We start from the raw sequence: 24917 nt of genomic DNA on the forward strand, positions 1-24917 counted from the left end.
CGGTACCGACGGAGCTGTTATCATCGGCGGTATTCCTAAGCATCGGGGCGTTCCATGTCCACTCGCGAAATCCGCATTGCCACCCGTAAAAGTGCCTTGGCCCTGTGGCAGGCCGAATACGTCAAAGCCCGCCTCGAGCAGGCGCACCCTGGTCTGCTGGTGACCCTGGTGCCCATGGTCAGCCGCGGTGACAAGCTGCTCGACGCGCCACTGGCGAAGATCGGTGGCAAGGGCCTGTTCGTCAAAGAGCTGGAAACCGCCCTGCTGAACAACGAAGCCGACATCGCCGTGCATTCGATGAAGGATGTGCCCATGGACTTCCCCGAAGGTTTGGGCCTGTACTGCATCTGCGAGCGCGAAGACCCGCGTGATGCATTCGTTTCCAACCGTTTCGCCAGCCTCGATGCGCTGCCCGCCGGCAGCATCGTCGGCACCTCCAGCCTGCGCCGCCAGGCCCAGTTGCTGGCGCGCCGCCCGGACCTCGAGATCCGCTTCCTGCGCGGTAACGTCAACACCCGCCTGGCCAAGCTCGATGCCGGCGAATACGACGCCATCATCCTCGCCGCGGCGGGGCTGATCCGCTTGGGCTTCGAAGACCGCATCACCTCCAGCATCAGTGTCGACGACAGCCTTCCTGCCGGTGGCCAGGGCGCGGTGGGCATCGAGTGCCGCAGCGCAGACAGCCAGATCCACGCGCTGCTGGCGCCACTGCACCATGCCGATACCGCCGACCGCGTGGTGGCCGAGCGGGCCCTGAACAAGCGCCTGAATGGCGGTTGCCAAGTGCCGATCGCCTGCTACGCCGTGCTTGAAGGCGAGCAGCTGTGGCTGCGTGGCCTGGTTGGCCAGCCGAGTGGCGGCACCCTGCTGGTGGCCGATGCCCGTGCCCCTCGTGCCCGCGCCGAGGCACTGGGCGTGCAAGTGGCCGAAGACCTGCTGAGCCAAGGTGCCGAGGCCATCCTCAAGGAAGTCTATGGCGAGGCCGGGCATCCGTGAGCCCCTGGCGCCTGTTGCTGACCCGGCCTGAAGAGGACTGCGCGGCACTGGCGCAGCGCCTGGCAGAGGCTGGCGTGGCCAGCAGTTGCCTACCCTTGCTGGCCATCGAGCCGGTGCAGTTGGATGACGCGCAGCGCCAGCGCGTTGGCGCCTTGGGGCAGTATCAGGCGCTGATCGTGGTCAGCAAGCCGGCCGCCAGGTTGCTGCTCGACCAGCAGGCGCGGGCAGGGCTGCAGCCCCCGCCTAGCGGCTGGTTCACGGTAGGTGAGGCCACGGCGGCGGTGCTGCAGTCCGCCGGTCTGCAAGTGACTTTCCCTACGCAAGGTGACGACAGCGAGGCCTTGCTCGCGCTGCCGATCTTGCGCGAGGCTATCGCGGTTCCTACGCCACGCGTCCTGATCATCCGTGGTGTAGGAGGTCGCGAACTGCTGGCCGAGCGTCTTGCAGAGCAAGGTGCTAGTGTCGATTATCTGGAACTGTATCGTCGCTGCCTGCCGGCGTACCCGGCAGGTACGCTGATGCGCCGCATTCAAGCGGAACGCCTCAACGGCCTGGTGGTCAGCAGTGGGCAGGGTCTTGAACACTTGCAGCAGATGGCCGCTGCCGACTGGCCGTCTGTGGCGCGCCTGCCGTTGTTCGTGCCGAGCCCACGGGTCGCCGAGCAGGCCAGGGCCGCAGGGGCCCAACAGGTTGTGGATTGCCGTGGCGCGAGTGCCGCGGCCTTGCTGGCAGCCGTGCAGCGTAGCGCTGCACCTGCCTCTTAAGGCGCTAAGCTCAGAGCGATGCGCCCCCATGCAAAGGATGGATACGTGAGCGAAACTGTCTTGTCCCACAATGATCAGCCGTCGGCGCAGGAGCCGACGCAACCCGTCACCCCTCCACCCGCCAAACGTTCCGGCACCGGCCTGGCCTTGCTGGCGCTGCTGGTGGGCGCGGCCGGGGTCGCCGTGGGCGGCTGGGGTGTCTGGCAGGTGCGGCATCTGCAAGGCAGTGAACTGAGCCAAGGCGAGCACCTCGAGGCACTGAACCAGCGTGCCGCTGCCTTGCAGCAGCGCGAGCAGCAGATCAGTGCCCAGCTGGCCAGCCTGCCGGCGGCGAGCGAACTGGAAGACCGCCGCCGCCTGGTGGCGCAGCTGCAAGGTGATCAGCAGCGCCTCAGTCAGCGCCTGGAGACGGTGCTGGGCGAAAGCCGCAAGGAGTGGCGCCTGGCCGAGGCCGAGCACCTGTTGCGCCTGGCCACCCTGCGGCTTTCGGCCTTGCAGGACATCACCAGCGCCAAGGCCCTGGTAGAGGGGGCCGACGAGATCTTGCGCGAGCAGAGCGACCCTGGGTCTTTCGCTGCCCGCGAGCAGTTGGCGCGCAGCCTGGCGACGCTCAACAGCACCCAGCAACCGGACCGTACTGGCTTGTACCTGAAGCTGGCCGCCCAGCGTGAGCTGGTACAGCAGCTGAGCGCCCAGTCGCCGGAGTTCGACAGCAACGCCGACGCACTCGGAGCGCTGACCGCCGAGGGTGATGGCGCCAGCCGCCTGTCGCAGTGGTGGGCAGAGATTTCCAAGTACTTCCAGATCGATTTCAATGCCGATGACAACGTCCGGCCGTTGCTGGCCGGGCAGTCGCTCAACCAGCTGCGCCTGGCCCTGAGCCTGACCATCGAGCAAGCCCAGTGGGCGGCGCTCAATGGCGAGGCCAAGGTCTACAGCCAGGCGCTGGATGATGCGCGCAGCGTGCTGCTGGCCAACTTCAACGCGGACAATCCGCAGAGCAAGGCCATGCTCGACAGCCTCAATGCGCTGGCCGAACAACCGGTCTCGGTGGTGACCCCGGACCTGAGCGAAAGCCTGGCCGCGGTGCAGGCCTATATCCAGCGTCGCCATCTGCCTGCCGAGGGTGAAGGGGGCAAGCCATGAAGCGCGTCTACCTGCTGGCCGTGCTCGCGATCGTGGTCGCCGCGGCGCTGGGCATCGCGGTGGCCAAGCACAGTGGCTACGTGTTGATCTCCTATGGCAGCTTCCGCTACCAGTCCGGGTTGTGGGCGGCGCTCGCGGCGCTGGTCGCCGTGGTTGCCCTGGTGTGGCTGCTGCGGTACTTGGTCGGCCTGGTGCTGACTTCCAGCGGTGTGGTCAACCCGTGGTCGCGGCGCAACCGCAGCCGGCGCATCCGTATCGCCATCGAACAGGGCCAGCTGGACCTCGCCGAAGGGCGCTGGGCCAGCGCCCAGCGCCACCTGCACCGTGCCGCCGAGGCCGAGCGCCAGCCGCTGCTGTATTACCTCGGCGCTGCCCGCGCAGCCAATGAGCAGGGGCGCAAGGAAGACAGTGACAACTTGCTGGAACGTGCACTGGAGCGCCAGCCGCAGGCTGAACTGGCGATCGCCTTGACCCACGCGCAGTTGCAGATGGACCGCGGCGAAAGCGAGGGTGCCCTGGAAACCCTGCTGGCCATGCAGGAGCGCCACCCGCACAACAATCAGGTGCTGCGCCTGCTGCAGCGCCTGCACCTGGAGCGCGGCGACTGGTCGGCATTGATCCGCCTGTTGCCCGACCTGCGCAAGGGCAAGGTGCTGCCGGCCGAGGAGCTTGCCGCGCTGGAGCAGCGCGCGTGGGGCCAGAACCTGGGGCTCGCGGCGACCCGCGGCGGTGATGAGCAAAGTGCGCGTCAGGCGCTGGAGCGGGCCTGGCAACAGTTGACGTCGGCCCAGCGCCAGGAGCCGCGGCTGGTGCTGGCCTATGCCGAGCAACTGCGCCAGGTAGGTGCGCAGGGTGAAGCCGAGCAGGTCCTGCGCACGGCGCTCAAGCGTGAGTACGAAAGCCACTTGGCACGCCTGTATGGCCTGGTGCGCGGTGATGACCCGGCACGCCAGCTGCAAACGGCCGAAGGCTGGCTCAAGGCACACCCCCAGGACCCGAGCCTGCTGCTCACGCTTGGCCGCCTGAGCTTGCAGAACCGCCTGTGGGGCAAGGCCCGCGACTACCTCGAAAGCAGCTTGCGCATGGAGCGCAACCCGGAAGCCTGCGCCGAGCTGGCCCGGTTGCTGGCCGGTTTGGGCGAGACCGAGCGCAGCAACCAGCTGTTCCAGGAGGGGCTTGGGCTGCTCGACGAACGATTGTTGGCGCTGCCACTGCCCGACGAGGGTGTGCGCGCCTGAACGAACCTTATGCCCGCACGGGGTGCGGGCTTATGGGGTGGGTAATTTTTCCAGCGATACACGTTTCTCCTGCAGTGGATTTCTTAAGAAATTTCCTACTGCCCAAGTAGAATTTTCTTTTACCTCTCAGTGACTTCTCACCCCTGTCGCGCCTTGAAACAAAGCACGTATTTCCTCTACCGTTTCAAGCCAATTCTTTTCCCCGGACTCCCACCGCCCATGTTGCCGGCCCGTCTGCGCACCTTTTTTCTACCTGCCTGCCTTGCCTCGCTGGCGGCGCTGGGCGGGTCCTTCTACCTGGAACAAGCCTTGGGGTTGCTGCCTTGCCCACTGTGCTTGAGCCAGCGCTTTGTGTTGGGTGCCTATGCCGTGATCTGCCTGTGCGCGGTCGTTCACAGGCCGGGGCTTTGGGGTGTTCGCCGGTACGCGCGAGCCACCCTGGCCTGCTCGGCTGCCGGCGCCTTGCTGGCGGCCCGGCATGTCTGGTTGCAAGGCGCGGGTGGTGGCAGCCATGCGTGCCCGGCGTCGATCGGGCAAGTGCTGGCAGGCGCCTGGCGCGAAGCTGCTCGTCAACTCTTGCTGGGCGGCCCCGATTGCAGCGCGTTGAACTGGAGCTTCCTCGACCTCACCTTGCCCGAATGGAGCCTGCTGGCCTTCCTGCTACTGGCAGCACTGCCCTTAAGTTGCCTGGTGGCGTATCGTTTCCGCACGCTTGGCAACGCTTGACCTGGCGCAAACGCGTGGCAGATCGCGACCAGCGGCAACGCACCGGGGTATTAAACACTTGTATGAACTTTGTCTGCTGCGTACCTTGATGGTCAGCACGTGCGGGAATAATCTCCCAGCACGCATACACAAAACACAACTGCTCGATGCCGTCCTGCTGATGTCACCTTTGTGCCGCACGGTCGTGGTGCGAGGTGCAGCGGCATCTACCCAGAAGGGAAGAGATTGCCATGCTCGATAGTTGTCAGAACGCCCAGGAACGCTGGGGTGGGGTTCATAAGCTGATCGACCGCTGGCTCAAGGAGCGAGAGGAACTGGTCCAGGCTTTCCGTGCCTTGCGCGATGCCAAACCGGCGTTTGCGGACAAGGACAAGAACCACGACTTTTGTGCGGTGCTGGTCGACTACGTGTCGGCCTGGCATTTCGAAGTCAGTGAGCAACTGGTCACAGAGGCCAAGGCATTCGGTGATCAGAAGGCGCTGAAACTGGCTGAAGAAATAAACCCTCGGATCAACGACATTACCCAGATTGCATTGGCCTTCAATGACCACTGCGAGAAAGGCGAATGCACCGACACCGAGCGCTTCGCCGAAAAACTGGGCAAGCTGGGAAGCTTGTTGCACGAGCGCTTCGAGCTCGAAGACTGCCTGATCGAGGTGCTGCATAACGCGCACAAGGAAGAGGGCACCGTCGAGGCCTGAAGGTCGGCGTCAGTCGCCCACCGCCAGCAGCTCGATATCGAATACCAGTGGCGTGTAGGGCGCGATCAGGTCACCCGCGCCCTCGGCACCGTAGGCTTTTGCCGAAGGGATCACCAGGCGCCATTTGGCCCCCGCTTTCATGTGCGGCAGCGCCACCTGCCAGCCTTCGATCACCGAGCCCAGGCTGAACCACTGTGGCTGCTGGTTCTGATCGAACACCGAACCATCCGGCAGCCTGCCCACATAGCGCACCTGGACCTTGCCATTGGCTTTGGGCTGCGCACCGTCACCCCTTTGCAGTTCACTGTAGAGCACGCCTTCAGGCAGCTCATGCACACCCGCGCGTGCGCGTTCGTTGGCCATGAAGCGCGTTTCCACGGCCTGCAGTTTGGCCACTTCGGCTTGTTCGGTGGCGTTGTTCGCCTGCTCATCGTGCTGCTGGAGAATGACCTGCATGCGCGCCTTGTCTAGCTTCAGCGGCTGGCCTTGATAAGACTGGCGCAGGCCTTCGATCAGCGCGTCCAGCTGCAGGCCAGGTACTTCCTGGCGCAGGCGCTCGCCCAGGCTGGCGCCCAGGCTGTAGGCCAGGTCGTGATCGCTGACGGGCGCCGTTTCGCTGGCGGCCAGCGCGAAAGGCGCCACCAGGCACAAGCCGAAAACAAGATAACGAGGCATGCTCAACTCCGAGCTGAAGAGCTGCGAAGTATGCCAGCCTTGTTGCAGTAATTTGCGTAAATATCGGCAACGATTTGTTAAGCAACTACACTTGCACGGAGCTGCAAGATAACAACTTTGCCCAGGCATGCAACGCGGCGCTAATGAGACTGTCAACATGCCCTAGCGGCGGTAGCAGCAGAAGCATAGTATGAGCCGCAATCTCGTCAGCCAGGAGGTAAACCATGTCGGCTAAGAAGAAGCCAGTAAGTACGCCGTTACACCTGCTCCAGCAACTTTCGGGCAGCCTGCTCGAACACTTGGAAGATGCCTGCTCGCAAGCGCTGGCTGATGCGGAAAAACTGCTGGCCAAGTTGGAAAAGCAGCGTGGCAAAGCCCAGGAAAAACTGCACAACGGTCGCCTGAAGTTGCAAGACGCGGCCAAGGCAGGCAAGGCCAAGGCGCAAGGTAAAGCGCAAAAAGCCGTCGGTGAACTTGAGTCGTTGCTCGATTCGCTCAAAGATCGCCAGACGCAGACCCGTACTTATATTCAGCAACTCAAGCGCGATGCCCAGGAAAGCCTGAAATTGGCCCAGGGTGTTGGCAAAGTGCGCGAGGCCGCTGGCAAGGCACTGGACCAGCGTGCGGTAACCGCCAAATCGGCTAAACCGGCTGCTGCAAAAGCACCTGCCAAAGCTACGGCCAAGCCAGCAGCCAAACCCGCAGCCAAAGCGCCGGCCAAAGCCCCTGCGAAGACTGCCGCCGCCAAGGCTCCAGCGCGTGCAGCAGCGGCCAAGCCTGCTGCAGCCAAAGCGCCGGCCAAAGCCGCTGCCGCCAAGCCTGCTGCTGCCAAGGCTCCGGCCAAAGCCGCTGCCGCCAAGCCAGCCACCACCAAGGCACCTGCTAGAACTGCCGCTGCCAAGCCTGCTGCTGCAAAAGCACCTGCCAAAGCTGCTGTGGCCAAGCCCGCTGCCGCCAAGGCGCCGGCCAAAACCGCAGCCGCCAAGCCAGCCGCCAAGCCAGCCGCCAAAGCACCGGCACGCGCTGCTGCCGCCAAGCCTGCAGCTAAACCGGCCGCTGCCAAGGCGCCAGCCAAGCCAGTAGCTGCGAAGCCCGCCGCCAAGCCTGCCGCTGCCAAGGCACCGGCCAAACCGGCAGCTAAACCCGCCGCCAAGCCAGCAGCCAAAGCCCCCGCCAAGCCCGCTGCCGCCAAACCGGTGGCCAGCAAACCTGCTGAAACCAAGCCGGCCACGCCTGCTGCCAACGCAGCCGCGACGCACTCGGCAGGCGCGGCTACCCCGACAGCCTCCCCAGCACCGGCAAGCACCCCGGCTCAGGCGCCGTCTTCGGCCTCCTGAAGCCCTGCGGCCGCGACGCGCAGTTTTTTCAGCGCGTCGTGGCCACGGGCCTGGTCGGGCGCTAGCCAGGCCAGCCAATCGTCTGCGGGCTCATGCGAGCCTGTGGGCCATTGCAGCGCGCAGGCCTCAAGCCGTTGCAGCAATTGCTTTTCCGCCTCCAGTTCCGCCCCCTTGACTTGCTCACGCAAGGCCGCCAGCTGCGGGTCTTGCTGCGCTGCCGTTCGCCATTGCTGGCGCAGGCTGCGCAGGGGCGTTACCACCTGCGCTTGCCAAGGTTCGGCAATCGCGCGCAAGGCCTGGGCGCGCTCGGCATTCACCGCAACCCCGCGGCGTTGCAGCCAGGTCGCGCACAGCAGCAGGCAAACATCGCCGCCCAGCGTCTGCAGGCTGAGGCAGGCCGGTTCGATGCCCGGCCGGGCATACAGGGCTAGGGCGTGATTCCACAGGTCGGTGTGCATGATTCCTCTTACGCTCCGGGTCGAGGAAGCTGGTAGACTCCGCGACCATCATGATCAGACTATCCAACCTCACTTTACAGCGTGGTCCGCAGCGCTTGCTAGAAGGCGCCGAGATGACCCTGCACGCCGGTCACAAGGCCGGCCTGATCGGCGCTAACGGCGCCGGAAAATCCAGCCTGTTCGCCTTGCTGCGCGGTGAGCTGTCGCCTGACTCCGGCGACTGCCAGCTGCCCGGCGACTGGCGCATTGCCCACATGCGCCAGGAGGTCGACACCCTCGATCGCCTGGCCGTGGACTATGTGCTCGATGGCGATGCGCGCCTGCGCAAGGTCCAGGCCGAATTGGCCGTGGCCGAAACGGCCCACGACGGCACCGCCCTGGCGCGCCTGCACAGTGAGCTGGAGAGCGCCGACGGCTACACCGCCGACGCCCGCGCGCGCAAGTTGCTGGCCGGCCTGGGCTTCACCAACGCGCAGATGGACCGCCGCGTCGGCGATTTCTCCGGTGGCTGGCGGATGCGCCTGAACCTGGCCCAGGCGCTGATGTGCCCGTCCGACCTGCTGCTGCTCGACGAGCCCACCAACCACCTGGACCTCGATGCGATCCTGTGGCTTGAAGACTGGCTTAAAGGCTACCCGGGCACGCTGTTGCTGATTTCCCACGACCGGGATTTCCTCGATGCCGTGGTCGACCATGTGCTGCACGTCGAGCAGCGCAAGCTCAACCTGTACAAGGGCGGCTACAGTGCCTTCGAGCGCACCCGCGCCGAGCGCCTGGCGCAGCAGCAGCAAGCCTACGAGAAGCAGCAGGCCCAGCGCGCGCACATGGAAAAGTACATCGCCCGCTTCAAGGCCCAGGCCACCAAGGCGCGCCAGGCGCAAAGCCGAATCAAGGCCCTGGAACGCATGGAAGAGCTGTCGGCGGCGCATGTCGATTCGCCGTTCGACTTCGTCTTCCGCGAGTCGCAGAAAATTTCCAGCCCACTGCTGAGCCTGTCCGAAGGCTGCCTGGGCTATGGCGACAAGGCCATCCTCGACAAGGTCAAGCTGCAGCTGGTGCCAGGTGCGCGGATCGGCCTGCTCGGCCCCAACGGCGCCGGCAAGTCGACCCTGATCAAGAACCTCGCCGGTGAACTCGCGCCGTTGTCGGGCCGCCTGGTGCTGGGTGAAAACCTGGCCGTTGGTTACTTCGCCCAACACCAGCTCGATTCGCTGGACGACAAGGCCAGCCCGTTGCTGCACCTGCAGCGTATTGCGCCGACCGAGCGTGAGCAGACCCTGCGTGACTTCCTGGGCGGCTTTGACTTCCATGGCAATCGCGTCGATGAGCCGGTGGTGAATTTCTCCGGCGGCGAAAAGGCCCGCCTGGCCTTGGCGCTGATCGCCTGGGAGCGGCCTAACCTGCTGCTGCTCGACGAACCGACCAACCACCTCGACCTGGAAATGCGCCTGGCGCTGACCATGGCCTTGCAGGAGTTTGCCGGTGCCGTTGTGGTGGTCTCCCACGACCGTCACCTGCTCAAGAGCACCACCGACGACTTCCTGCTGGTAGCCGATGGCAAGGTTGAGCCCTTCGATGGCGACCTGGACGACTACAGCCGCTGGCTGGTCGAGTACCGCCAGCGCAGTGCACCGGCCAGCAACGCCCCGGTCAACCCGGACAAGACCGACAAGAAGGCCCAGCGCCAGGCTGCTGCGGCCTTGCGTCAGCAGTTGGCACCGCACAAGAAGACTGCCGACAAGCTGGAGGCCGAACTCAACCTGGTGCATGCACAGCTGGCCGAGATCGAGACCGCGTTGGCTGACAGCGGCCTGTACGAGGCGGCGCGCAAGGATGAACTGCGCGACCTGCTGGCCCGCCAGACCAAGCTCAAGCAGCGTGAAGGCGAGCTTGAAGAAGGCTGGATGGAGGCGCTGGAAACCCTGGAAAGCATGCAGGCAGAGCTTGAGGCGCTGTCCTGATGGAGGAACTGCGCTCGCTGTTGCCGGGGCAATGGATGGATACCTTCTGGCTGGGCCTGCAGATTCTGCTGATCCTGGCCCTCGCCTTCGTCCTGCAGCGCGTCATCGCCCGCGGCCTCAGCCGCCTGGGCCAGCGCTACCCGTTGCCGCCGGAGCTGCTGGTGCCGGTGCGCGGCGGTTTGCGCTGGTTGATCATGGGCAGCGCGCTGTTGTTCGTGCTGGAGCGCATGGGGGTTTCCGCCACCGTGCTGTGGACCGCCCTGTCCGGGTTCGTGGCGGTGGCTGCGGTCGCGTTCTTCGCCATGTGGAGCGTGTTGTCCAACCTGCTGTGCGCCGTGCTGATCTTCACCGTCGGGCCGTTTCGTATCGGTGATGTGGTGGAACTGGTCGATACCCTGGACAAACCGGGCGTCAAAGGCCGGGTGATTGCCATCAACCTGCTGTTCACCACGCTGCTGGAAGTGCCCGAGGCGGGTGGGGCGTTGGTGCAGGTGCCGAACAGCCAGTTCTTCCAGAAGTCGGTCAGGCGCTGGCGGGGGGCTGAGGTGCAAGGGCTAGGCAGAGACTTGTCGAGCGAGTCTGACTGATAGGCTCCGGCTGTTATTGCCGGCCTCTTGGCGGGACAAGCCACACGGTCGCTTCAAAAAAGCTGGTCATTTTTTCGCCAACACCTTAGCTTAACGTTTTGCAACATTTGTTCGAGCGAGGTGTGTGATGTCGATGGAAGTGTGGTTGGGCTTCTTTGCCGCGTGTTGGGTGATCAGCCTTTCACCCGGGGCCGGGGCGATTGCCTCGATGTCCAGCGGCCTGCAGTATGGTTTCTGGCGGGGTTACTGGAACGCGCTAGGCCTGCAGATTGGCCTGATTGTGCAGATCGCCATCATCGCTGCCGGTGTCGGCGCCATCCTCGCTGCTTCCGCCACCGCCTTCACCCTTATCAAATGGTTCGGTGTTGGCTACCTGGTCTACCTGGCCTACAAGCAATGGCGCGCCTTGCCGATGGACATGACCGATGAGTCTGGCGTGCGCCCGATCGGTAAGCCGCTGAGCCTGGTGTTCCGTGGTTTCCTGGTCAATGTCAGCAACCCCAAGGCACTGGTGTTCATGCTGGCGGTGCTGCCGCAGTTCATCAACCCGCATGCGCCGCTGCTGCCGCAGTATGTAGCGATTACCGTGACCATGATCAGCGTGGATTTGCTGGTGATGGCCGGTTACACCGGCCTGGCTTCGCGGGTACTGCGCCTGCTGCGTACGCCCAAGCAGCAGAAGCGCTTGAACCGCACCTTTGCCGGGCTGTTCATTGGTGCGGCAACCTTCCTGGCGACCCTGCGCCGGGCGCCAATCTGATCAATTGCAGGGGCCTCCACGAGGCCCCTGTCATTTCGGCCTTTCCACCATCCCCTTGAGCAGATCCAGCGGCATCGGAAACACGATGGTCGAGCTCTTGTCCCCGGCAATCGACCCCAGCGTCTGCATGTAGCGCAACTGCATGGCCCCCGGCTCCTTGCTGAGCATCTGCGCGGCCTGCATCAGTTTCTCCGACGCCTGCAATTCGCCTTCGGCATGGATCACCTTGGCCCGGCGTTCGCGTTCGGCCTCGGCCTGGCGGGCGATGGCGCGGACCATCGACTCGTTGAGGTCGACGTGCTTGATCTCGACGTTGGCCACCTTGATGCCCCAGGCATCGGTCTGCGCGTCCAGCACCTGGCGGATATCCAGGTTCAGCTGTTCGCGTTCGGCCAGCAGCTCGTCCAGTTCGTGCTTGCCCAACACCGCGCGCAGGGTGGTCTGGGCCAGCTGACTGGTGGCGACGAGGAAATCCTCGACCTGGATGATCGCCTTCTGCGGGTCGAGCACGCGAAAGTACAGTACCGCATTGACCTTCACCGAGACGTTGTCGCGGGTGATCACATCCTGCGGCGGCACATCCAGCACCACGGTGCGCAAATCGACCCTGACCATCTGCTGGATTACCGGGATCAGCAGGATCAGCCCCGGCCCCTTGACCTGCCAGAAGCGCCCCAGCTGGAACACCACGCCGCGCTCGTACTCGCGCAGGATGCGAAACGCCGACAGCAACAGCACGCCCAGCAGCATCAGCAGGGCGCCGAAACCCAATTGCACGAACATCATCAGTCTCCTTGCGCGGTAGGGGCGGCAGCGCTCACTTCCAGCATCACGCCGTGTCGCGCGGTAACCCGCACGTTCTGGCCAAGCTGCAGCGGCGTGGTGCACTGCACCTGCCATTGTTCGCCCTGGGCCTGTACCGAGCCGCAGAACGGGTTGTCTGCCATCACCTGCGTGACGCTGACCAAGCTGCCGACCAGGCCGGCGTCGCCGCTGACCAAGGCCCGCCTTCGCGTCTTCAGGGCCATGCCCAGTACGCCAGCGATGAGCAGCGCCGAGAGCACCGCCAGGCTGGCGATCAGCGCCAGGGGGATGCCGAAGCCGGGGGCGTCGGTGTCCATCAGGATCACCGCGCCCACCATGAACGCGACGATGCCGCCAAAGCCGACCACGCCAAAGCTGGGCAGAAACGCTTCGGCGATCATGAAGGCAATGCCGAGCAGGATCAGCGCCATGCCGGCGAAGCTCACCGGCAACAGCTGCAAGGCATACAGCGCCAGTAGCAGGCAGATGCCGCCGACTACGCCGCCGACTCCGGAGCCTGGGTTCATGAACTCGAACAGCAGGCCGTAGACGCCGATCATGATCAGGATCAGCGCCACGCTGGGGTTGGTGATCACCGCCAGCAGGCGCGTGCGCCAGTCCGGCAAGTGTTCCACCAGGCTGGCGTCACGGGTTTGCAGCATGCGCGGCTGGTCAGCGGCGACCAGCGTCTTGCCGTCGAGCTGGCGCAGCAAGTCAGGTACGTCGTTGGCTAGCTGGTCGATCACCTTCTGCTTGAGGGCTTCGCTGGCCGGCAGGCTGACCGCCTCGCGCACGGCCTTTTCCGCCCAGTCGGCATTGCGCCCACGCAATTGCGCCAGGCCACGGATGTACGCGGCAGCATCGTTGACCTGCTTGCGTGCGAGGGTGTCCTCATCGCTGCCGGGTTTGGCCTTGTCATCCTTGGGCGTGCCTGGCGGGCCGCCAATCTGCACCGGTGTGGCAGCGCCGAGGTTGGTCCCGGGGGCCATGGCCGCCACGTGGCTGGCATACAGGATGTAAGTACCGGCGCTGGCGGCGCGTGCGCCGCTGGGGGCAACGAAACTGGCGACCGGCACGGGGCTGGCGAGGATTGCCTTGATGATCTGTCGCATGGCGCTGTCCAGGCCGCCCGGGGTGTCCATGCGGATCACCACCAGTTGCGCGCCCTGTTCCCTGGCTTGCTCCAGGCCGCGCAGTACGTAGTCGGCACTCGCTGGCCCGATGGCATCGTCGATGCTCAGCACCCAGACTGCTCCGGGCGCGGCCTGGCTGCCTGGGGCGAGGCCAAGCATCAGCACCAGCAACCACCAGCGCCAGCAGCGAGCGATCACCTGTCGTCACCTTGTTCGCCTCTATAACCCAAGTTTAGCCATGCCTGCCCGGGCACGGCCTAAAATTGGAGATGGGGGCGAAACCGGAGGTGCATCATGCGTATGGCCAAGACCCTGCAGCAGCGCCTGGACCAGGCCAACTGCGATTACGACATCATTCCCCATCCACACTCGGCGACCAGCCTTGAGTCTGCGCGCACGGCCGGTGTTCCTGCCGAGCGGGTCGCCAAGTCGGTCATGCTCGACGACCGCCATGGCAACTACATCATGGCGGTGCTGCCGGCCAACCGGCACCTGGACATGAGCAAGGTGCGCATGTCCGGCGCCTGGCAACTGACCCGCGAAAGCGGCCTGCCCAGCCTGTTCGGCGATTGCGAGCGTGGCGCCATCCCGGCAATGGGCGATGCCTACCAGATAAAGATGCTGCTCGATTCGAGCCTTACCCGCCAGGGCGATGTCTACCTGGAGGCGGGTGACCACGATCACCTGATCCACATGAGCATGGAGCAGTACCTGAAACTGGTACCGCAAGCCGAAGTACGCGAGCTGTGCTGATGTTCTCAAACCAATGCCGGGTTGGCGTCGTGGACGGCCGGCCCGGCAAACAGGAGGAATCATGGAAGCACCGACCCATCAATTTTCCGAGCTGTTCAAGCAGTTGGGCATGCCCGACGATCCGCAAAGCATCGACCAGTTCATCACCAGCCATTCGCCGCTGAAAAACGAAATCAAGCTGGTTGATGCGCCGTTCTGGACCGATTCCCAGCGCACTTTTCTCAAGGAAAGCATCATTGAAGATTCCGATTGGGCAGTGCCCTTCGATCAACTCAACGAAGCGCTTCGCCGCCCCCGAAAATAAAGCGCCGAGCGGCACCTGACGAGTGTTTGGCCGTTGCTATGCTCAGGAAAACAATAAGGGGATAGGCGCCATGAAAGATCCCTATGCACCAGGTTTCTGGTGTTCCGTGACGATCCTGGGCACGCTGACGGCCGGTTACTTCTACGGTATCCGCCACACGCACCAGATGAACCAGGCTGTGCAGTTCCTCTACGCCGCTGCCGCGGTTACCGCGGCGGTCGCGTTGCTGGGGCTGACCTGGATCGCCTGGCAGCAATTGCACCTGAACAAGCGCGAAGTGATCCAGGGGCGAACGTTGCTCACTATCTGGAACACCAAGGTCGCGCTGCGCCGGGTGGAGACGGTGTTCGACCGTTATTTCTGGGGCAGTTACTGGCACTCCGGGCGTACCTTCGAGGAAGTCATGGGCGAGCTCAAGGGCACGCCACTGGAGCAGAGCCTGGATGCCCTGAAACGCCAGTGCCGGGCACTGGACCGCGAGATCCACGACCATCACCACCACTGGCTGGCCAATGCCCGCGACCTGTCCAGCGTGGCCACCGCCATGGCGCGTGAGCGTTACCAGCTCGACCTGTGCGAACCTTCCAGCAGCGGCCATGGCAACACGGCCGTGCTCAACCGGGACCTGGAAGTGCTGGTGTACACCTGGTCGGCGCGCCTGCGCAGCTTCGACCATCAACTGGACGAGCTGGAGCGCGCCTACCACTGAGGGCAATCACTCGCCGCGGATGTACTGCTCCAGCTGCTGGATCAGGCTGGCCTGTTCGGCGATGGTTTCCTTGACCAGGTCACCGATCGACAGCAGGCCAAGCAGTTCGCCGTTGCTGACCACCGGCAGGTGGCGCAGGTGGCGGTTGGTCATCAGGTTCATGCAGTACTCAAGGTTTTGCTTGGGTTCCACGGTAACCACCGGGGCGCTCATGATCTCGCGCACGGGTGTTGCCGCCGACGAGCGGCCCTTGAGCACCAGCTTGCGGGCGTAGTCGCGTTCACTGACGATGCCGACCACCTGGCCATTCTCCACCACGGGCAGGGCGCCGATGTTTTCTTCTGCCAGCTTCTTCAGGGCCTCCAATACCGAATCATCAGGGCCTATGGTGTGCACGGTCTGATGGTGCAGCTTGGTCTTGAGGATTTGTTCGACGTTCTTCATACAGGCCTCTGCAGGTGGAAAAGACGGGCTCTTGGAGTAAATAAAGCATCCGGCACGCCAGCCTGCACGGCAATGCAGGAAACGGCATGGAGTCGATTGAAAAACGTCATGGTTGAACCGCTTGCGCCCCTGCGCAAAGGCAAAGTGCGCGCGTCGGGCTGGAGGTGCTTAGCTGAGTGGGGCAAAATCCCCGGTAATCTGTGACAATGCATGTCAAGTTGCCATCACTTTGATCTCTTTCGGCAAGGAGCCGCAATGCAACGTTTGTTTCGCCTTACAGCGCTAAGCTGCGCCTTCCTCACCGCTGCCGGTTGCAGCACTCAGCAGATGGACAATATTTCCAAGACCGTCAAAGACATTGGCAGGGACTACGGCATGCCGGTGCTCTGTGGTGTCGGCGTGGTGGCCGGGGGGGCTGCCGGATACGCCATCAAGGGCAAGGACGGTATCTTGCCGGGCGCCGCAGTCGGCGGTGCGGTGGGCTGTGTGGTCGGCTATGTCTGGCAGTCTCGCTTGCAGGAGCTTGACCGCATCGCGAAGGAAGAAAACCTGAAGATCACCACCGAGAAGCTGACAGTCGCTTCTGCGGCGGTCGTGACTGCCGTGCCGGAGCAGGCAGGCCTGGTGACCCAGATCGAAGACACTGGCATGTTCGCCACCGGCTCCGATCAGCTGACCACCAGTGGCCAGCGCGCCGTGGCCAAGCTGGCACAGATGTATGCCAAGCCGGCCGCCACCAACCAGCAGGCCGCCGCCAAAGAGTCGCAGCTGCGCCGCTTGCTGATCGTCGGCCACAGTGATGCAGTCGGTAATGCCGGGTTCAACCAGAAACTGTCCGAGCGCCGCGCCAGGACGGTCGGCAAGGTCATGCTGCAGGCGGGGATTCCCGCCAACGCAATCTACTATCAGGGCGCCGGGGCATCGCGCCCGATTGCCGATAACAGCGACCCGCTGCTGCGTGGCCAGAACCGGCGCGTGGAAATCGTCGAGCTGGCCAACGAACAGGCCTTGGTGATGCGCGCCCAGGCCGAAGCGGGCAACCCGCGTTACCTGCACTACGGCACCTCGACCGCCGCCAAGCCTCGGCCGGCGACCACCACCGCGCAAGCGGGCAGCAAGCCTGCGCAGAGCAAAACCACCACGGCACAGCGTATGCCCGCCGCGACCAGCACCAGCACCAGCACCAGCACCAGCACCAGCACCAGCACCAGCACCAGCAGTGCGAAAGCGGTCGCTGCTGCCCGCCCGCAAGTCGATTTCGCCGGCACGCCAGTCGCCAGCTACAACTGGACCATGGCGCAGAGCATCAAGCCGAAGCAGAGCGGTTTCGCCCTGATCAGCAGCGCCTATGCCGCACAGATGCCGATGTCCAGTTGCGAAGCCGACCGGCCACGCAATGCCGGCGAAGTCCTGAGCATGGCCAACGACCAACCCTTGCAGCGCCGCGCCACCAAGGATTACCTGCCGGGCTACAACAACCGGGTCTGGGCCAACCTGGTCAACGGGCACTTGGTGACGGTGTCGCCGGTTTCGATCCTGCGCGAGAACGCCCAGGTCGACCGCCAGCCGATCCTGCAGCTGGTTGAAGATTACAAGCTGCCCACGCAGCACAAGCCACGGACGATGAAAGCCGTGGCCAACACCTATGAAGGCGAAAGCGAAGTGCTTTACCGGGTCTTCGCCAGCGATGCCCAGGCGTCGATTTCCTGCATGGATATCGTATTCAGCAAAGGCAACGCCGAGGTCAACCAAGGTGCCTTGTTCTATGCCGCCGGCAGTGACGCTTTCGTCGCTTCCTACAAGCCGATCCCGGCCACCAAATAAACCCAGTCAAGGACGTCCTGATGGAAGACTTTTCGCTTGCTGCACTCAAATCACTGGTGCTTGCCAACCAGTTGTTCACCGCTGGCCTGTTGACCCTACTGGTCACTGTGCTGATCGTGCGTTACTACTGGGAAGCGGTGTCCTACTTCCTGATCCGTGTGTGGCATAGCTTCCCGTTGATCGGTACGGTGGCGCGCCTATCGCGCAAGCGCGCGTCGGTTGACAGCGATGGCTGGATCAACCACGAGGTGACCTTGTCCAAGCCGTACTATGGCCAGTTCAAGAAGTACATGAAGGGCGTCAACACCTACAACGCCTCGCTCGACTATCTGGCCAAGGCCGGTGAAGCCGGGCGCTCGCCGCGCCCGGCCTGGGTGCTGGTGCTGGTGTTGATGCTGGTGCTGATCGAGGCCATGGGTTTTGCCTACGTGCTGGCAGGCTGGATGAACATGGATGCATCGACCAATGACCGCCATTGGCTGACCGCAGGTACCGCGATCCTGCTGGCCGTCGCCTCGGCGTTCTTCGCCGAAGCCGCCGGCCACACGCTGCACCACAACAGCCTGATCGCCCGTGCGCGCCACTGGTGGCAAGGCGAAGAGCCTTCCAAGCGTTCGCGTTCGCTGAAAGCCAACAAGGCGATCAACCTGGAAGACTCCTTCACCGACTCGGACAAGCCGGACTACGAGCAATTGCTGGCCCGGGTCAAGGACGTCAACTCCAACGTCTCGCGCAAGTTTGTCTGGCTGGTCGTCTGCGGCGTGTTCGTGGCGGCCATGGCCGTGGGTGCGTTCGTCGTGCGTTCGGCGACCCTCGACAGCATCGAGACCGAAATGGTCAACGGTATGCGCGCCGAGTCCGCAGCGCAAAGCACCAGCGCAGGCTCCCCGTTCGACTTGCCGCAAGAGTCCCAGGCCATCAACGATGAGGCTGACAACGCCACCATCGACGACAAGATGCACGCCATCCGCCAGGCCAGCCTGACCACCTACATCATGTTGTCGCTGATCTACATTGCCATCCAGGGCATCAGCATCTGGCTCGCCAGCCGCTACTACTTTGCCGGCACTCACTCGCCAACCGCCTGGCGCCTGACCCACGAGTATGCCACCGCAGAAGAAATGCTCGACGCGATGGACCAGAAGCGCAACGCCATTGCCAGCCACGCCGATGACAAGCTGCGCCGCCTGCAGACCGCGTTGTCGAGCCGCGACCACACCGACTCCGCAGTGCTGCATGCGCTGGAAGGTGAGAACACCGCGCACCGTAATTTCCTTGCCTACGCCGAGTACAAGGCCGGCAAGGTTTCGCCACAGGCGGTCAAACCCAAGCCTGCGGTTACGGCGCCAGAGCCGGTTGCCCAGGTCGCTCCGGTGGTGCCGCAACCTGCTGTGGTCGAACCGGCTGCAGCGCCAGTGGTCGAGGCCGCCGCCCCGGCCGAAATCAAGGCGTCGGACTTCCATGATGTGACCGGGCTGCCAGAAGAAAGCCTGGCCGCCGCCAGCCGTGCGCTGAATGTCAGCGAGGCACAACTGCGCGACATCCGCGAACAACAGCAGGCGCTCAAGGCGCTTGGCCTGTTCCCGGTGAAGAAGGAGGGCATGCTGTCATGAGGCTTGCCAAGGCCCTGATCCTTGCGCTGGCGCTGCCTTGTGCAGCGCTGGCCGCCGAACGCAATGACCTGCAGAGCTGCTACACGCGCAACGGCCTGGCCGACATCAAACCCGCAGCTTCCGGCCGCGAGCTGGTGGTGATCATCGACCAGACCATTCCCATGCCTGAAGACCTGCAGCGCAACAGCTGGGGCCAGATCGACCGGTTCGTGCAGCCCGGCGATCGCGTCCGGCTGTATACCTTCTCGGCGTTCCTGCCGGGGGAATATCAGCGCCTGGTGTATGCCGGCGAGCTGGACATGCCACTGCAAGGCGAGGTTCGCGACGATGTGAACATGCGCAAGCTGCGTGGCCTGGACCAGTGCCTGGCGACCCAGAAAAAAGCCTTCCAGAGCGGTTTTGGCGGCCAGTTCGTCAAGGGCCTGCGTGAGGCCCGCCAGGACATCCCCAAGAGCGAGATCATGAACACCCTGCGCCGCGTGGGTGAAGACATGAGCAAGGAGCAGGGGGTTGATGAGCGGGTGGTGTACCTGATTTCGGACATGCTCGAGCATTCCGACTACACCAGTTTCTACGCCGCCAACCAGATCAAGCAGCTCAATGTCGGCAACGAGCTCAAGCTTGCGCAGAGCAAGGGGCTGTACGCCGACCTGCAAGGCGCCAGGGTGTATGTCTCCGGCGCAGGCCTGGTCACCGATGCGGTGAAGCATGCCTATCGTTCCGGCAAGACCATGGATGCGCTCAACGACTTCTGGGCGCAATACCTGAAAGCCTCCAATGCAACGTTGGAAGGCTTTGGCACACCGAGCTTGAGTACCGACCTGCGCTAGGCACTGCAGGCAGTGGTTGCCACTGCATATCCCTCGGGCCTGCGAAAACAGGTGCCAGAGAGCTTCTCAGCGCGTGGGAAGCTTCTGGCGAGGAGGACGATGTTCCCTACAGTTTTGGCATCTGCCCGATCCGCGCGACCATCTCGCTCACCACCTGCAGGTCCAGCATGAACTGCTCCACGGTCTTGAACTCGTTATCGTTGTGCCCGGTGTACTTCACGTCCGGCATGGCCAGGCCGAACTGTACGCCGTTGGGCAAGTCATGCACCGAGGTGGCGCCGGCCGACGTGCCGAACGCGTGCTTCATGCCCAGGTTTTCGCTGGCCACATCGAGCAGCGCCTTGACCCACTCGCCTTCGGGGTTGCGGTACATCGGTTCGTCCAGGCTGTAGTCGAAGGCGACCGAAGTGTGGCTCTGGTGGGTCCACTTACCCAACTTGTCGGCCAACTCGTCCTTGATCGTCGCCAGCGGCTTGCCTTTGGGGATGCGCAGGTTGACCGCCAGCTTCAGGCCTTTTTCATCCACGCCGACAAAAGTCAGCGATGCGGTCAGCGGGCCCATGAACGCATCCTTGAAATCCACCCCGAGCTTCTTGCCCAGGTAGTCCAGGCCCCAGTTGTCGGCGGCATAACGGGCGGCATCGGTGAAGTGGTTGTGCTTGAGCGGCACCTGCTGGCCGAGGCCATTGATGAAGCCGAGCATGCGCGCCACCGGGTTGACCCCGGACTCGGGTTCGGACGAGTGGGCCGAGACGCCGGTGACGGTGAGCAGCACCTGCTTGCCGTTGACCTTGGCCGCGATGCTGAAGTCGCCGCCATTGGCCTTCACATACGCGGCGCCGGCCTTTTCAAGCTGCTTGGCCAGTTGCGCCGGGTTGTCGCCGACCAGGGTCGCCACCGAGGTGGTGGGAATCTGGTTGGTGGCCAAGCCGCCGGTAAGGTTGAGGATCTCTGCGCCCTTTCCGCTGCCCGGGCGCTTGCTGAAGCTGGCCATGACCGTGCCGTAACCTTTTTCCGCGATCACCACCGGGTAGCCGCCGTCGAGCGCCAGGTTGTAGGCAGGCGTGGGGTTGCGTTCGAAGTAGTAGGGAATGGCGTCGCCGCTGGTTTCTTCGGTGGTGTCGATCAGCAGCTTGAACTGCCGGGCCAGCGGCAGGTTTTCGTCTTTCGCCACCTTCAGCGCGTACAGCGCGACGACGATGCCGTTCTTGTCGTCCTCGGTGCCGCGGCCATACATGCGGTCGCCCACCAGGGTGACCTTGAACGGGTCGAGCTTGGTGCCATCGGCCAGCTTCCAGTTGTCCGGATTGACCGGCACGACGTCGGCGTGGGCATGGATGCCGACCACTTCCTGGCCGGCCCCCAGCGAGATTTCATAGACACGGTTGTCGACGTTGCGGAAGGCCAGGCCGAAGCCTTCGGCCAGCGCTTTGATCTTGTCGGCGATCTTCAGGAACTCGGGGTTCTCGTGCTGTGGCACGCCGTCGACGCTGAAGGTGGGGATGGCCACCAGTTCGCGCAGGGTTTCGGTCGCCGCCTTGCCATATTTGATACGGGTGTACAGGCCGAGCAGGCGGTTGATTTCGTTCTGCTGCTCGGCGTCGAGCGTCTTGCCAGCCAGGTAGGCGTCGAGGGTCGCGCCAAGGTTGTCGACCTTGGCCTGTTCGCTGCCTTTGAGCGTGCCGAGGAACTGTTTGAAATCGCTTGGATTGGAGCCGTCGAAGGCTTTGACGATGCTAGCGGATTGCTGCTGGGTGAGGTTGGCCTGGGCCGGCTGGATGAACAGGCCGATGCTGGCCAGCAGCAGAGTAGTGGCGGTGAGTTTCTTCAAATGCATGGGGCGCGCATTCCTTCGCGAATCATGGTTAAGGGGTACCCGTCGAAAAACGGGAAGGTGCCCACGCTAACACCAATGACCCATGGCACGGGAGTGCCAGAAACGCGATGCACCGCACAAACGAAAAAGCCCCGGGCACAGGCCCAGGGCTTTTTGATATGGCGCACTCGGCGGGATTCGAACCCACGACCCCTGCCTTCGGAGGGCAGTACTCTATCCAGCTGAGCTACGAGTGCAACGCGAACGCATGATACCCATCTGTTTCGGTGGCGTCCATCGCCTTGATCTTCGGACATTTTTCCGGGTTGTCCGGGTGGGGCTCTTTGTGGGTGAACCGGCTTCCACAGGGGCTCCACTGGTCCTGTAGGGGCGGGGTTACTCGCGAAGAGCTCGGGGCGGCCCACGCAAACCTGTCTATCCATATGCAATAACAGTATTTCACTGCCGTTTCTTATGCTGGCTATTCTCTGGTCACAACTTGTTATAACAAGTCATCATTCAGTGAAGAGACTCATGGCCGAACTGCTCCCCCTTTCTCCGGTACCGCTCTACACCCAGCTCAAGGAACTGCTGCGCGAGCGGATCCTCGACGGCACTTACGCGCCGCACAGCCGCATGCCTTCGGAAAGCGAACTGGGCAAGGCGTTCGACGTCAGCCGAATCACCGTGCGTCAGGCCTTGGGCGACCTGCAGAAAGAAGGGCTGATCTTCAAGATCCATGGCAAGGGCACCTTCGTCGCCAAGCCCAAGGCGTTTCAGAACGTCAGCACGCTTCAGGGCCTGGGCGAATCGATGACGCAGATGGGTTACGAGGTGATCAACCGCCTGCGCAGCTTGCGCCATGTGCCGGCCAATGCGCTGGTGGCGGCGCGGTTGCAGGTTGAAGAGGGCAGCCTGGTCACCGAGATTCGCCGGGTGCGCCTGATCAACCGTGAACCGGTGTCACTGGAAATCACCTGGTTGCCTAAAGCCGTGGGCGAAAAACTGGAAAAGGCCGACCTGGTCACCCGCGACATCTTCCTGCTGCTGGAAAACGACTGTGGCATCGCCCTCGGCCACGCCGACCTGGCCATCGATGCGGTGCTGGCCGACAGCGACCTGACCCAGGCGCTGGGCGTGGAGGAGGGCTCGCCGATCATGCGCATCGAGCGCCTGACCCATGCCGCCGACGGCACACCGCTGGACTTCGAACACCTGTACTACCGCGGCGATGCGTTCCAGTATCGCCTGCGTATCGACCGCCAGAAGGGGGGCAAGGCATGAGCATCGAGACCCAGGATTACGACATCATCGTCATCGGCGGCGGCACCGCCGGCCCGATGGCGGCGATCAAGGCCAAGGAGCAGGACAAAAGCCTGCGCGTCCTGCTGCTGGACAAGGCCAACGTCAAGCGCAGCGGCGCCATCAGCATGGGCATGGACGGCCTGAACAATGCCATCATCCCCGGCCACGCCACGCCCGAGCAGTACACCAAGGAAATCACCGTGGCCAACGACGGCATCGTCAACCAGGCCGCCGTGTATGCCTACGCCACCCACAGTTTCGAAACCATCGAGCAGCTCGACCGTTGGGGCGTGAAGTTCGAGAAGGACGAGACCGGCGACTATGCGGTAAAGAAGGTCCACCACATGGGCGCTTACGTGCTGCCCATGCCCGAAGGTCACGACATCAAGAAGGTGCTCTACCGCCAGCTCAAGCGTGCCCGGGTCGAGATCAGCAACCGCATGGTCTGCACCCGTGTACTGCTCGATGGTGAAGGCGCCGCCGCCGGCGTGCTTGGCTTCGATTGCCGCAGCGGCGAGTTTCGCGTGGTCCGCGCCAAGGCGGTGATCTTGGCCTGCGGTGCCGCCGGGCGCCTGGGCCTGCCGTCGTCGGGCTATTTGATGGGTACCTACGAGAACCCCACCAACGCCGGCGACGGTTATGCCATGGCTTACCATGCAGGTGCCGAGCTGGCCAACCTCGAGTGCTTCCAGATCAACCCGCTGATCAAGGACTACAACGGCCCGGCCTGTGCCTACGTGACCGGCCCGCTGGGCGGGTATACCGCCAACAGCAAGGGCGAGCGCTTCATCGAATGCGACTACTGGAGCGGGCAGATGATGTGGGAGTTCCACCAGGAACTCGAGGGCGGCAATGGCCCGGTGTTTCTCAAACTCGACCACCTGGCCGAGGAGACCATCCAGAACATCGAAGAGATCCTGCACAGCAACGAACGCCCTAGCCGTGGCCAGTTCCATGCCGGGCGCGGCACCGACTACCGTCAGCACATGGTCGAGATGCACATCTCCGAAATCGGTTTCTGCTCGGGGCACTCGGCGTCGGGGGTGTGGGTCAACGAGAAGGCCGAGACCAGCGTCAAAGGCCTGTATGCCGCGGGCGACATGGCCGCGGTGCCGCACAATTACATGCTGGGTGCCTTCGCCTACGGCTGGTTCGCCGGTGTGAACGCTGCGCAGTATGTGGCCGGGCGCGAGCTGGCCGAAGTCGATGTCGCCCAGGTCGAGCGCGAGCGTGAGCGCGTGTTCGCGCCGTTGCACCGCGAGCACGGCCTTGCGCCGGCGCAGGTCGAGTACAAGCTGCGGCGCATGGTCAACGACTACCTGCAGCCACCCAAGGTGACCAAGAAAATGCAGATCGGCCTGACGCGCTTTGCCGAGATCGAGCGTGATCTTGATCAGATGAAAGCCAACAACCCCCATGAGTTGATGCGCGCGATGGAGGTGGCGGTGATCCGTGACTGCGCCGAAATGGCTGCGCGTGCTTCGCTGTTCCGCGAAGAAAGCCGTTGGGGCCTGTACCACCACCGGGTCGACTTCCCCGAACGCAACGATGGCGAGTGGTTCTGCCATTGCCACCTGAAGAAGGGCGAGGACGGCGAGATGACCAGCTTCAAGAAAGCCGTCGAACCCTACCTGATTGCCCTGGATGCCGAGGAGCAGACCGCTTACGACCGGCTACGGGTCAAGGCGGATGCCGCCTGATCATAAACCGAGGGCCAAAGGCCCCAAGGAAACCGTGACATGGCCTACCAGCCGCAAGAGATCTTCTTCCGCAGCAGCGCCCCGGTAACCATCGACGAAGACAAGTGCATCGCCGAAAAGGGCTGCACCGTGTGTGTCGAGGTCTGCCCCATGGACTTGCTGGCCATCAACCCGGCCACGCAGAAGGCCTACATGGCCTTCGACGAGTGCTGGTACTGCATGCCCTGCGAAAAGGATTGCCCCACCGGTGCGGTGAAAGTCGACATCCCGTACCTGCTGCGCTGAACCACCTGCCATCCGGCGAACCACCGGACGCCCTCCTGCAATGCCCCT

25 protein-coding genes and 1 tRNA gene are annotated in these 24917 nt (G+C 63.6%); 19 read left to right on the forward strand and 7 right to left on the reverse strand.

Annotation, left to right across the window (positions count from 1 at the left end; all coding sequences use genetic code 11):
- Window positions 1-54 precede the first annotated feature (54 nt).
- The 6 genes from hemC to rsd all read left to right on the forward strand — a co-directional run bounded on the left by hemC (window position 55) and on the right by rsd (window position 5571).
- Window positions 55-996, forward strand: coding sequence for a hydroxymethylbilane synthase (gene hemC, locus ACIPIJ_RS16305; RefSeq protein WP_401078302.1), 942 nt, complete (start codon window positions 55-57; stop codon window positions 994-996).
- Complete coding sequence (locus ACIPIJ_RS16310) at window positions 993-1760, forward strand: uroporphyrinogen-III synthase (RefSeq protein ID WP_401078305.1); 768 nt, start codon at window positions 993-995, stop codon at window positions 1758-1760. Before hemC ends, ACIPIJ_RS16310 begins: the two co-directional genes overlap by 4 nt.
- A gap of 45 nt (window positions 1761-1805) precedes the next feature.
- On the forward strand, window positions 1806-2906 hold the full coding sequence (locus tag ACIPIJ_RS16315) for a uroporphyrinogen-III C-methyltransferase (RefSeq protein ID WP_401078308.1): 1101 nt from the start codon (window positions 1806-1808) through the stop codon (window positions 2904-2906).
- Window positions 2903-4144, forward strand: a complete 1242-nt coding sequence (locus ACIPIJ_RS16320; protein ID WP_401078311.1) for a heme biosynthesis protein HemY — start codon at window positions 2903-2905, stop codon at window positions 4142-4144. Before ACIPIJ_RS16315 ends, ACIPIJ_RS16320 begins: the two co-directional genes overlap by 4 nt.
- A gap of 219 nt (window positions 4145-4363) precedes the next feature.
- Window positions 4364-4870, forward strand: coding sequence for a disulfide bond formation protein B (locus ACIPIJ_RS16325; protein ID WP_401078314.1), 507 nt, complete (start codon window positions 4364-4366; stop codon window positions 4868-4870).
- Between the two features lie 230 nt (window positions 4871-5100).
- Window positions 5101-5571, forward strand: coding sequence for a sigma D regulator (rsd, locus tag ACIPIJ_RS16330; RefSeq protein WP_401078317.1), 471 nt, complete (start codon window positions 5101-5103; stop codon window positions 5569-5571).
- A gap of 9 nt (window positions 5572-5580) precedes the next feature.
- On the opposite strand, the gene ACIPIJ_RS16335 is transcribed toward rsd, so the two are convergent.
- Entirely contained in the window at window positions 5581-6246 is a 666-nt protein-coding gene (locus ACIPIJ_RS16335; RefSeq protein ID WP_401078319.1) for an FKBP-type peptidyl-prolyl cis-trans isomerase, read from the reverse strand.
- 224 nt (window positions 6247-6470) lie between these two features.
- Here ACIPIJ_RS16335 and ACIPIJ_RS16340 point away from each other — a divergent pair, with 224 nt between their 5' ends.
- A complete protein-coding gene (locus ACIPIJ_RS16340) occupies window positions 6471-7583 on the forward strand; it encodes an AlgP family protein (RefSeq protein ID WP_401078322.1) in 1113 nt (370 codons plus the stop codon).
- On the opposite strand, the gene ACIPIJ_RS16345 is transcribed toward ACIPIJ_RS16340, so the two are convergent.
- Window positions 7559-8041, reverse strand: coding sequence for a TIGR02444 family protein (locus ACIPIJ_RS16345; protein ID WP_401078325.1), 483 nt, complete (start codon window positions 8039-8041; stop codon window positions 7559-7561). The genes ACIPIJ_RS16340 and ACIPIJ_RS16345 overlap by 25 nt on opposite strands.
- A gap of 50 nt (window positions 8042-8091) precedes the next feature.
- On the opposite strand from ACIPIJ_RS16345, the gene ACIPIJ_RS16350 reads away from it, so the two are divergent.
- The 3 genes from ACIPIJ_RS16350 to ACIPIJ_RS16360 all read left to right on the forward strand — a co-directional run bounded on the left by ACIPIJ_RS16350 (window position 8092) and on the right by ACIPIJ_RS16360 (window position 11349).
- Complete coding sequence (locus tag ACIPIJ_RS16350; RefSeq protein ID WP_401078328.1) at window positions 8092-10002, forward strand: ATP-binding cassette domain-containing protein; 1911 nt, start codon at window positions 8092-8094, stop codon at window positions 10000-10002.
- Complete coding sequence (locus ACIPIJ_RS16355) at window positions 10002-10589, forward strand: mechanosensitive ion channel domain-containing protein (protein ID WP_401078331.1); 588 nt, start codon at window positions 10002-10004, stop codon at window positions 10587-10589. The genes ACIPIJ_RS16350 and ACIPIJ_RS16355 overlap by 1 nt, the downstream gene beginning before the upstream one ends.
- A 127-nt stretch (window positions 10590-10716) precedes the next feature.
- A complete protein-coding gene (locus tag ACIPIJ_RS16360) occupies window positions 10717-11349 on the forward strand; it encodes a LysE family transporter (RefSeq protein WP_401078334.1) in 633 nt (210 codons plus the stop codon).
- 30 nt (window positions 11350-11379) lie between these two features.
- Here the strand turns inward: ACIPIJ_RS16360 and ACIPIJ_RS16365 are convergent, their stop codons facing one another.
- Together ACIPIJ_RS16365 and ACIPIJ_RS16370 are read right to left on the reverse strand one after the other, a co-directional pair.
- Window positions 11380-12132 (reverse strand): slipin family protein, encoded by a 753-nt coding sequence (locus tag ACIPIJ_RS16365; RefSeq protein WP_401078337.1) that lies wholly within the window; start codon window positions 12130-12132, stop codon window positions 11380-11382.
- Window positions 12133-12134: 2 nt separating this feature from the next.
- The gene (locus tag ACIPIJ_RS16370) at window positions 12135-13484 is read right to left on the reverse strand and encodes a nodulation protein NfeD (RefSeq protein WP_401078340.1); all 1350 of its coding nucleotides are present in this window, start codon (window positions 13482-13484) and stop codon (window positions 12135-12137) included.
- Between the two features lie 96 nt (window positions 13485-13580).
- Between ACIPIJ_RS16370 and ACIPIJ_RS16375 the strand changes: the two genes are divergently transcribed.
- The 3 genes from ACIPIJ_RS16375 to ACIPIJ_RS16385 all read left to right on the forward strand — a co-directional run bounded on the left by ACIPIJ_RS16375 (window position 13581) and on the right by ACIPIJ_RS16385 (window position 15052).
- Entirely contained in the window at window positions 13581-14039 is a 459-nt protein-coding gene (locus tag ACIPIJ_RS16375; protein ID WP_039601719.1) for an aminoacyl-tRNA deacylase, read from the forward strand.
- A 61-nt stretch (window positions 14040-14100) separates the two neighbouring features.
- Window positions 14101-14343, forward strand: coding sequence for a DUF2789 domain-containing protein (locus tag ACIPIJ_RS16380; RefSeq protein ID WP_401078343.1), 243 nt, complete (start codon window positions 14101-14103; stop codon window positions 14341-14343).
- Between the two features lie 70 nt (window positions 14344-14413).
- Window positions 14414-15052: an NADH:ubiquinone oxidoreductase subunit N gene (locus tag ACIPIJ_RS16385; protein WP_401078345.1), complete on the forward strand. Its 639-nt coding sequence runs from the start codon at window positions 14414-14416 to the stop codon at window positions 15050-15052.
- A gap of 6 nt (window positions 15053-15058) precedes the next feature.
- Here ACIPIJ_RS16385 and ACIPIJ_RS16390 read toward each other — a convergent pair whose 3' ends face one another.
- The gene (locus ACIPIJ_RS16390) at window positions 15059-15496 is read right to left on the reverse strand and encodes a CBS domain-containing protein (RefSeq protein WP_401078348.1); all 438 of its coding nucleotides are present in this window, start codon (window positions 15494-15496) and stop codon (window positions 15059-15061) included.
- 255 nt (window positions 15497-15751) lie between these two features.
- Here ACIPIJ_RS16390 and ACIPIJ_RS16395 point away from each other — a divergent pair, with 255 nt between their 5' ends.
- Genes ACIPIJ_RS16395 through ACIPIJ_RS16405 form a run of 3 tightly spaced genes read left to right on the forward strand, consistent with a single transcriptional unit; the run spans window position 15752 to window position 19763 of the window.
- Window positions 15752-17320, forward strand: a complete 1569-nt coding sequence (locus ACIPIJ_RS16395) for an OmpA family protein (protein ID WP_401078350.1) — start codon at window positions 15752-15754, stop codon at window positions 17318-17320.
- Between the two features lie 20 nt (window positions 17321-17340).
- Window positions 17341-18933 (forward strand): hypothetical protein, encoded by a 1593-nt coding sequence (locus tag ACIPIJ_RS16400; RefSeq protein ID WP_401078352.1) that lies wholly within the window; start codon window positions 17341-17343, stop codon window positions 18931-18933.
- Complete coding sequence (locus ACIPIJ_RS16405) at window positions 18930-19763, forward strand: hypothetical protein (RefSeq protein ID WP_401078354.1); 834 nt, start codon at window positions 18930-18932, stop codon at window positions 19761-19763. The genes ACIPIJ_RS16400 and ACIPIJ_RS16405 overlap by 4 nt, the downstream gene beginning before the upstream one ends.
- A 106-nt stretch (window positions 19764-19869) precedes the next feature.
- Here ACIPIJ_RS16405 and ACIPIJ_RS16410 read toward each other — a convergent pair whose 3' ends face one another.
- Both ACIPIJ_RS16410 and ACIPIJ_RS16415 read right to left on the reverse strand, forming a co-directional pair.
- The gene (locus ACIPIJ_RS16410; protein WP_401078356.1) at window positions 19870-21600 is read right to left on the reverse strand and encodes a dipeptidase; all 1731 of its coding nucleotides are present in this window, start codon (window positions 21598-21600) and stop codon (window positions 19870-19872) included.
- A gap of 159 nt (window positions 21601-21759) precedes the next feature.
- A tRNA-Arg gene (locus tag ACIPIJ_RS16415) sits at window positions 21760-21836 on the reverse strand.
- A gap of 277 nt (window positions 21837-22113) precedes the next feature.
- Here ACIPIJ_RS16415 and ACIPIJ_RS16420 point away from each other — a divergent pair.
- Genes ACIPIJ_RS16420 through ACIPIJ_RS16430 form a run of 3 tightly spaced genes read left to right on the forward strand, consistent with a single transcriptional unit; the run spans window position 22114 to window position 24869 of the window.
- Window positions 22114-22863, forward strand: coding sequence for a GntR family transcriptional regulator (locus tag ACIPIJ_RS16420; protein WP_401078358.1), 750 nt, complete (start codon window positions 22114-22116; stop codon window positions 22861-22863).
- Window positions 22860-24584, forward strand: a complete 1725-nt coding sequence (locus tag ACIPIJ_RS16425; RefSeq protein WP_401078360.1) for a fumarate reductase/succinate dehydrogenase flavoprotein subunit — start codon at window positions 22860-22862, stop codon at window positions 24582-24584. The genes ACIPIJ_RS16420 and ACIPIJ_RS16425 overlap by 4 nt, the downstream gene beginning before the upstream one ends.
- Before the next feature lie 39 nt (window positions 24585-24623).
- Complete coding sequence (locus ACIPIJ_RS16430; RefSeq protein ID WP_008096634.1) at window positions 24624-24869, forward strand: ferredoxin family protein; 246 nt, start codon at window positions 24624-24626, stop codon at window positions 24867-24869.
- Window positions 24870-24917 lie beyond the last annotated feature (48 nt).

It is taken from the genome of Pseudomonas sp. NPDC087185 (genome assembly GCF_044744955.1).
Classification (GTDB): domain Bacteria; phylum Pseudomonadota; class Gammaproteobacteria; order Pseudomonadales; family Pseudomonadaceae; genus Aquipseudomonas.

What these genes read in the sequence shown, in the direction of transcription:
- hemC (WP_401078302.1), top strand. Translation starts at nt 55, where the DNA reads ATGTCCACTCGCGAAATCCGCATTGCCACCCGTAAAAGTGCCTTGGCC.
- ACIPIJ_RS16320 (WP_401078311.1), top strand. Translation starts at nt 2,903, where the DNA reads ATGAAGCGCGTCTACCTGCTGGCCGTGCTCGCGATCGTGGTCGCCGCG.
- ACIPIJ_RS16325 (WP_401078314.1), top strand. Translation starts at nt 4,364, where the DNA reads ATGTTGCCGGCCCGTCTGCGCACCTTTTTTCTACCTGCCTGCCTTGCC.
- rsd (WP_401078317.1), top strand. Translation starts at nt 5,101, where the DNA reads ATGCTCGATAGTTGTCAGAACGCCCAGGAACGCTGGGGTGGGGTTCAT.
- ACIPIJ_RS16335 (WP_401078319.1), bottom strand. Translation starts at nt 6,246, where the DNA reads ATGCCTCGTTATCTTGTTTTCGGCTTGTGCCTGGTGGCGCCTTTCGCG.
- ACIPIJ_RS16340 (WP_401078322.1), top strand. Translation starts at nt 6,471, where the DNA reads ATGTCGGCTAAGAAGAAGCCAGTAAGTACGCCGTTACACCTGCTCCAG.
- ACIPIJ_RS16345 (WP_401078325.1), bottom strand. Translation starts at nt 8,041, where the DNA reads ATGCACACCGACCTGTGGAATCACGCCCTAGCCCTGTATGCCCGGCCG.
- ACIPIJ_RS16350 (WP_401078328.1), top strand. Translation starts at nt 8,092, where the DNA reads ATGATCAGACTATCCAACCTCACTTTACAGCGTGGTCCGCAGCGCTTG.
- ACIPIJ_RS16355 (WP_401078331.1), top strand. Translation starts at nt 10,002, where the DNA reads ATGGAGGAACTGCGCTCGCTGTTGCCGGGGCAATGGATGGATACCTTC.
- ACIPIJ_RS16360 (WP_401078334.1), top strand. Translation starts at nt 10,717, where the DNA reads ATGTCGATGGAAGTGTGGTTGGGCTTCTTTGCCGCGTGTTGGGTGATC.
- ACIPIJ_RS16365 (WP_401078337.1), bottom strand. Translation starts at nt 12,132, where the DNA reads ATGTTCGTGCAATTGGGTTTCGGCGCCCTGCTGATGCTGCTGGGCGTG.
- ACIPIJ_RS16375 (WP_039601719.1), top strand. Translation starts at nt 13,581, where the DNA reads ATGCGTATGGCCAAGACCCTGCAGCAGCGCCTGGACCAGGCCAACTGC.
- ACIPIJ_RS16380 (WP_401078343.1), top strand. Translation starts at nt 14,101, where the DNA reads ATGGAAGCACCGACCCATCAATTTTCCGAGCTGTTCAAGCAGTTGGGC.
- ACIPIJ_RS16385 (WP_401078345.1), top strand. Translation starts at nt 14,414, where the DNA reads ATGAAAGATCCCTATGCACCAGGTTTCTGGTGTTCCGTGACGATCCTG.
- ACIPIJ_RS16390 (WP_401078348.1), bottom strand. Translation starts at nt 15,496, where the DNA reads ATGAAGAACGTCGAACAAATCCTCAAGACCAAGCTGCACCATCAGACC.
- ACIPIJ_RS16395 (WP_401078350.1), top strand. Translation starts at nt 15,752, where the DNA reads ATGCAACGTTTGTTTCGCCTTACAGCGCTAAGCTGCGCCTTCCTCACC.
- ACIPIJ_RS16400 (WP_401078352.1), top strand. Translation starts at nt 17,341, where the DNA reads ATGGAAGACTTTTCGCTTGCTGCACTCAAATCACTGGTGCTTGCCAAC.
- ACIPIJ_RS16405 (WP_401078354.1), top strand. Translation starts at nt 18,930, where the DNA reads ATGAGGCTTGCCAAGGCCCTGATCCTTGCGCTGGCGCTGCCTTGTGCA.
- ACIPIJ_RS16410 (WP_401078356.1), bottom strand. Translation starts at nt 21,600, where the DNA reads ATGCATTTGAAGAAACTCACCGCCACTACTCTGCTGCTGGCCAGCATC.
- ACIPIJ_RS16420 (WP_401078358.1), top strand. Translation starts at nt 22,114, where the DNA reads ATGGCCGAACTGCTCCCCCTTTCTCCGGTACCGCTCTACACCCAGCTC.
- ACIPIJ_RS16425 (WP_401078360.1), top strand. Translation starts at nt 22,860, where the DNA reads ATGAGCATCGAGACCCAGGATTACGACATCATCGTCATCGGCGGCGGC.
- ACIPIJ_RS16430 (WP_008096634.1), top strand. Translation starts at nt 24,624, where the DNA reads ATGGCCTACCAGCCGCAAGAGATCTTCTTCCGCAGCAGCGCCCCGGTA.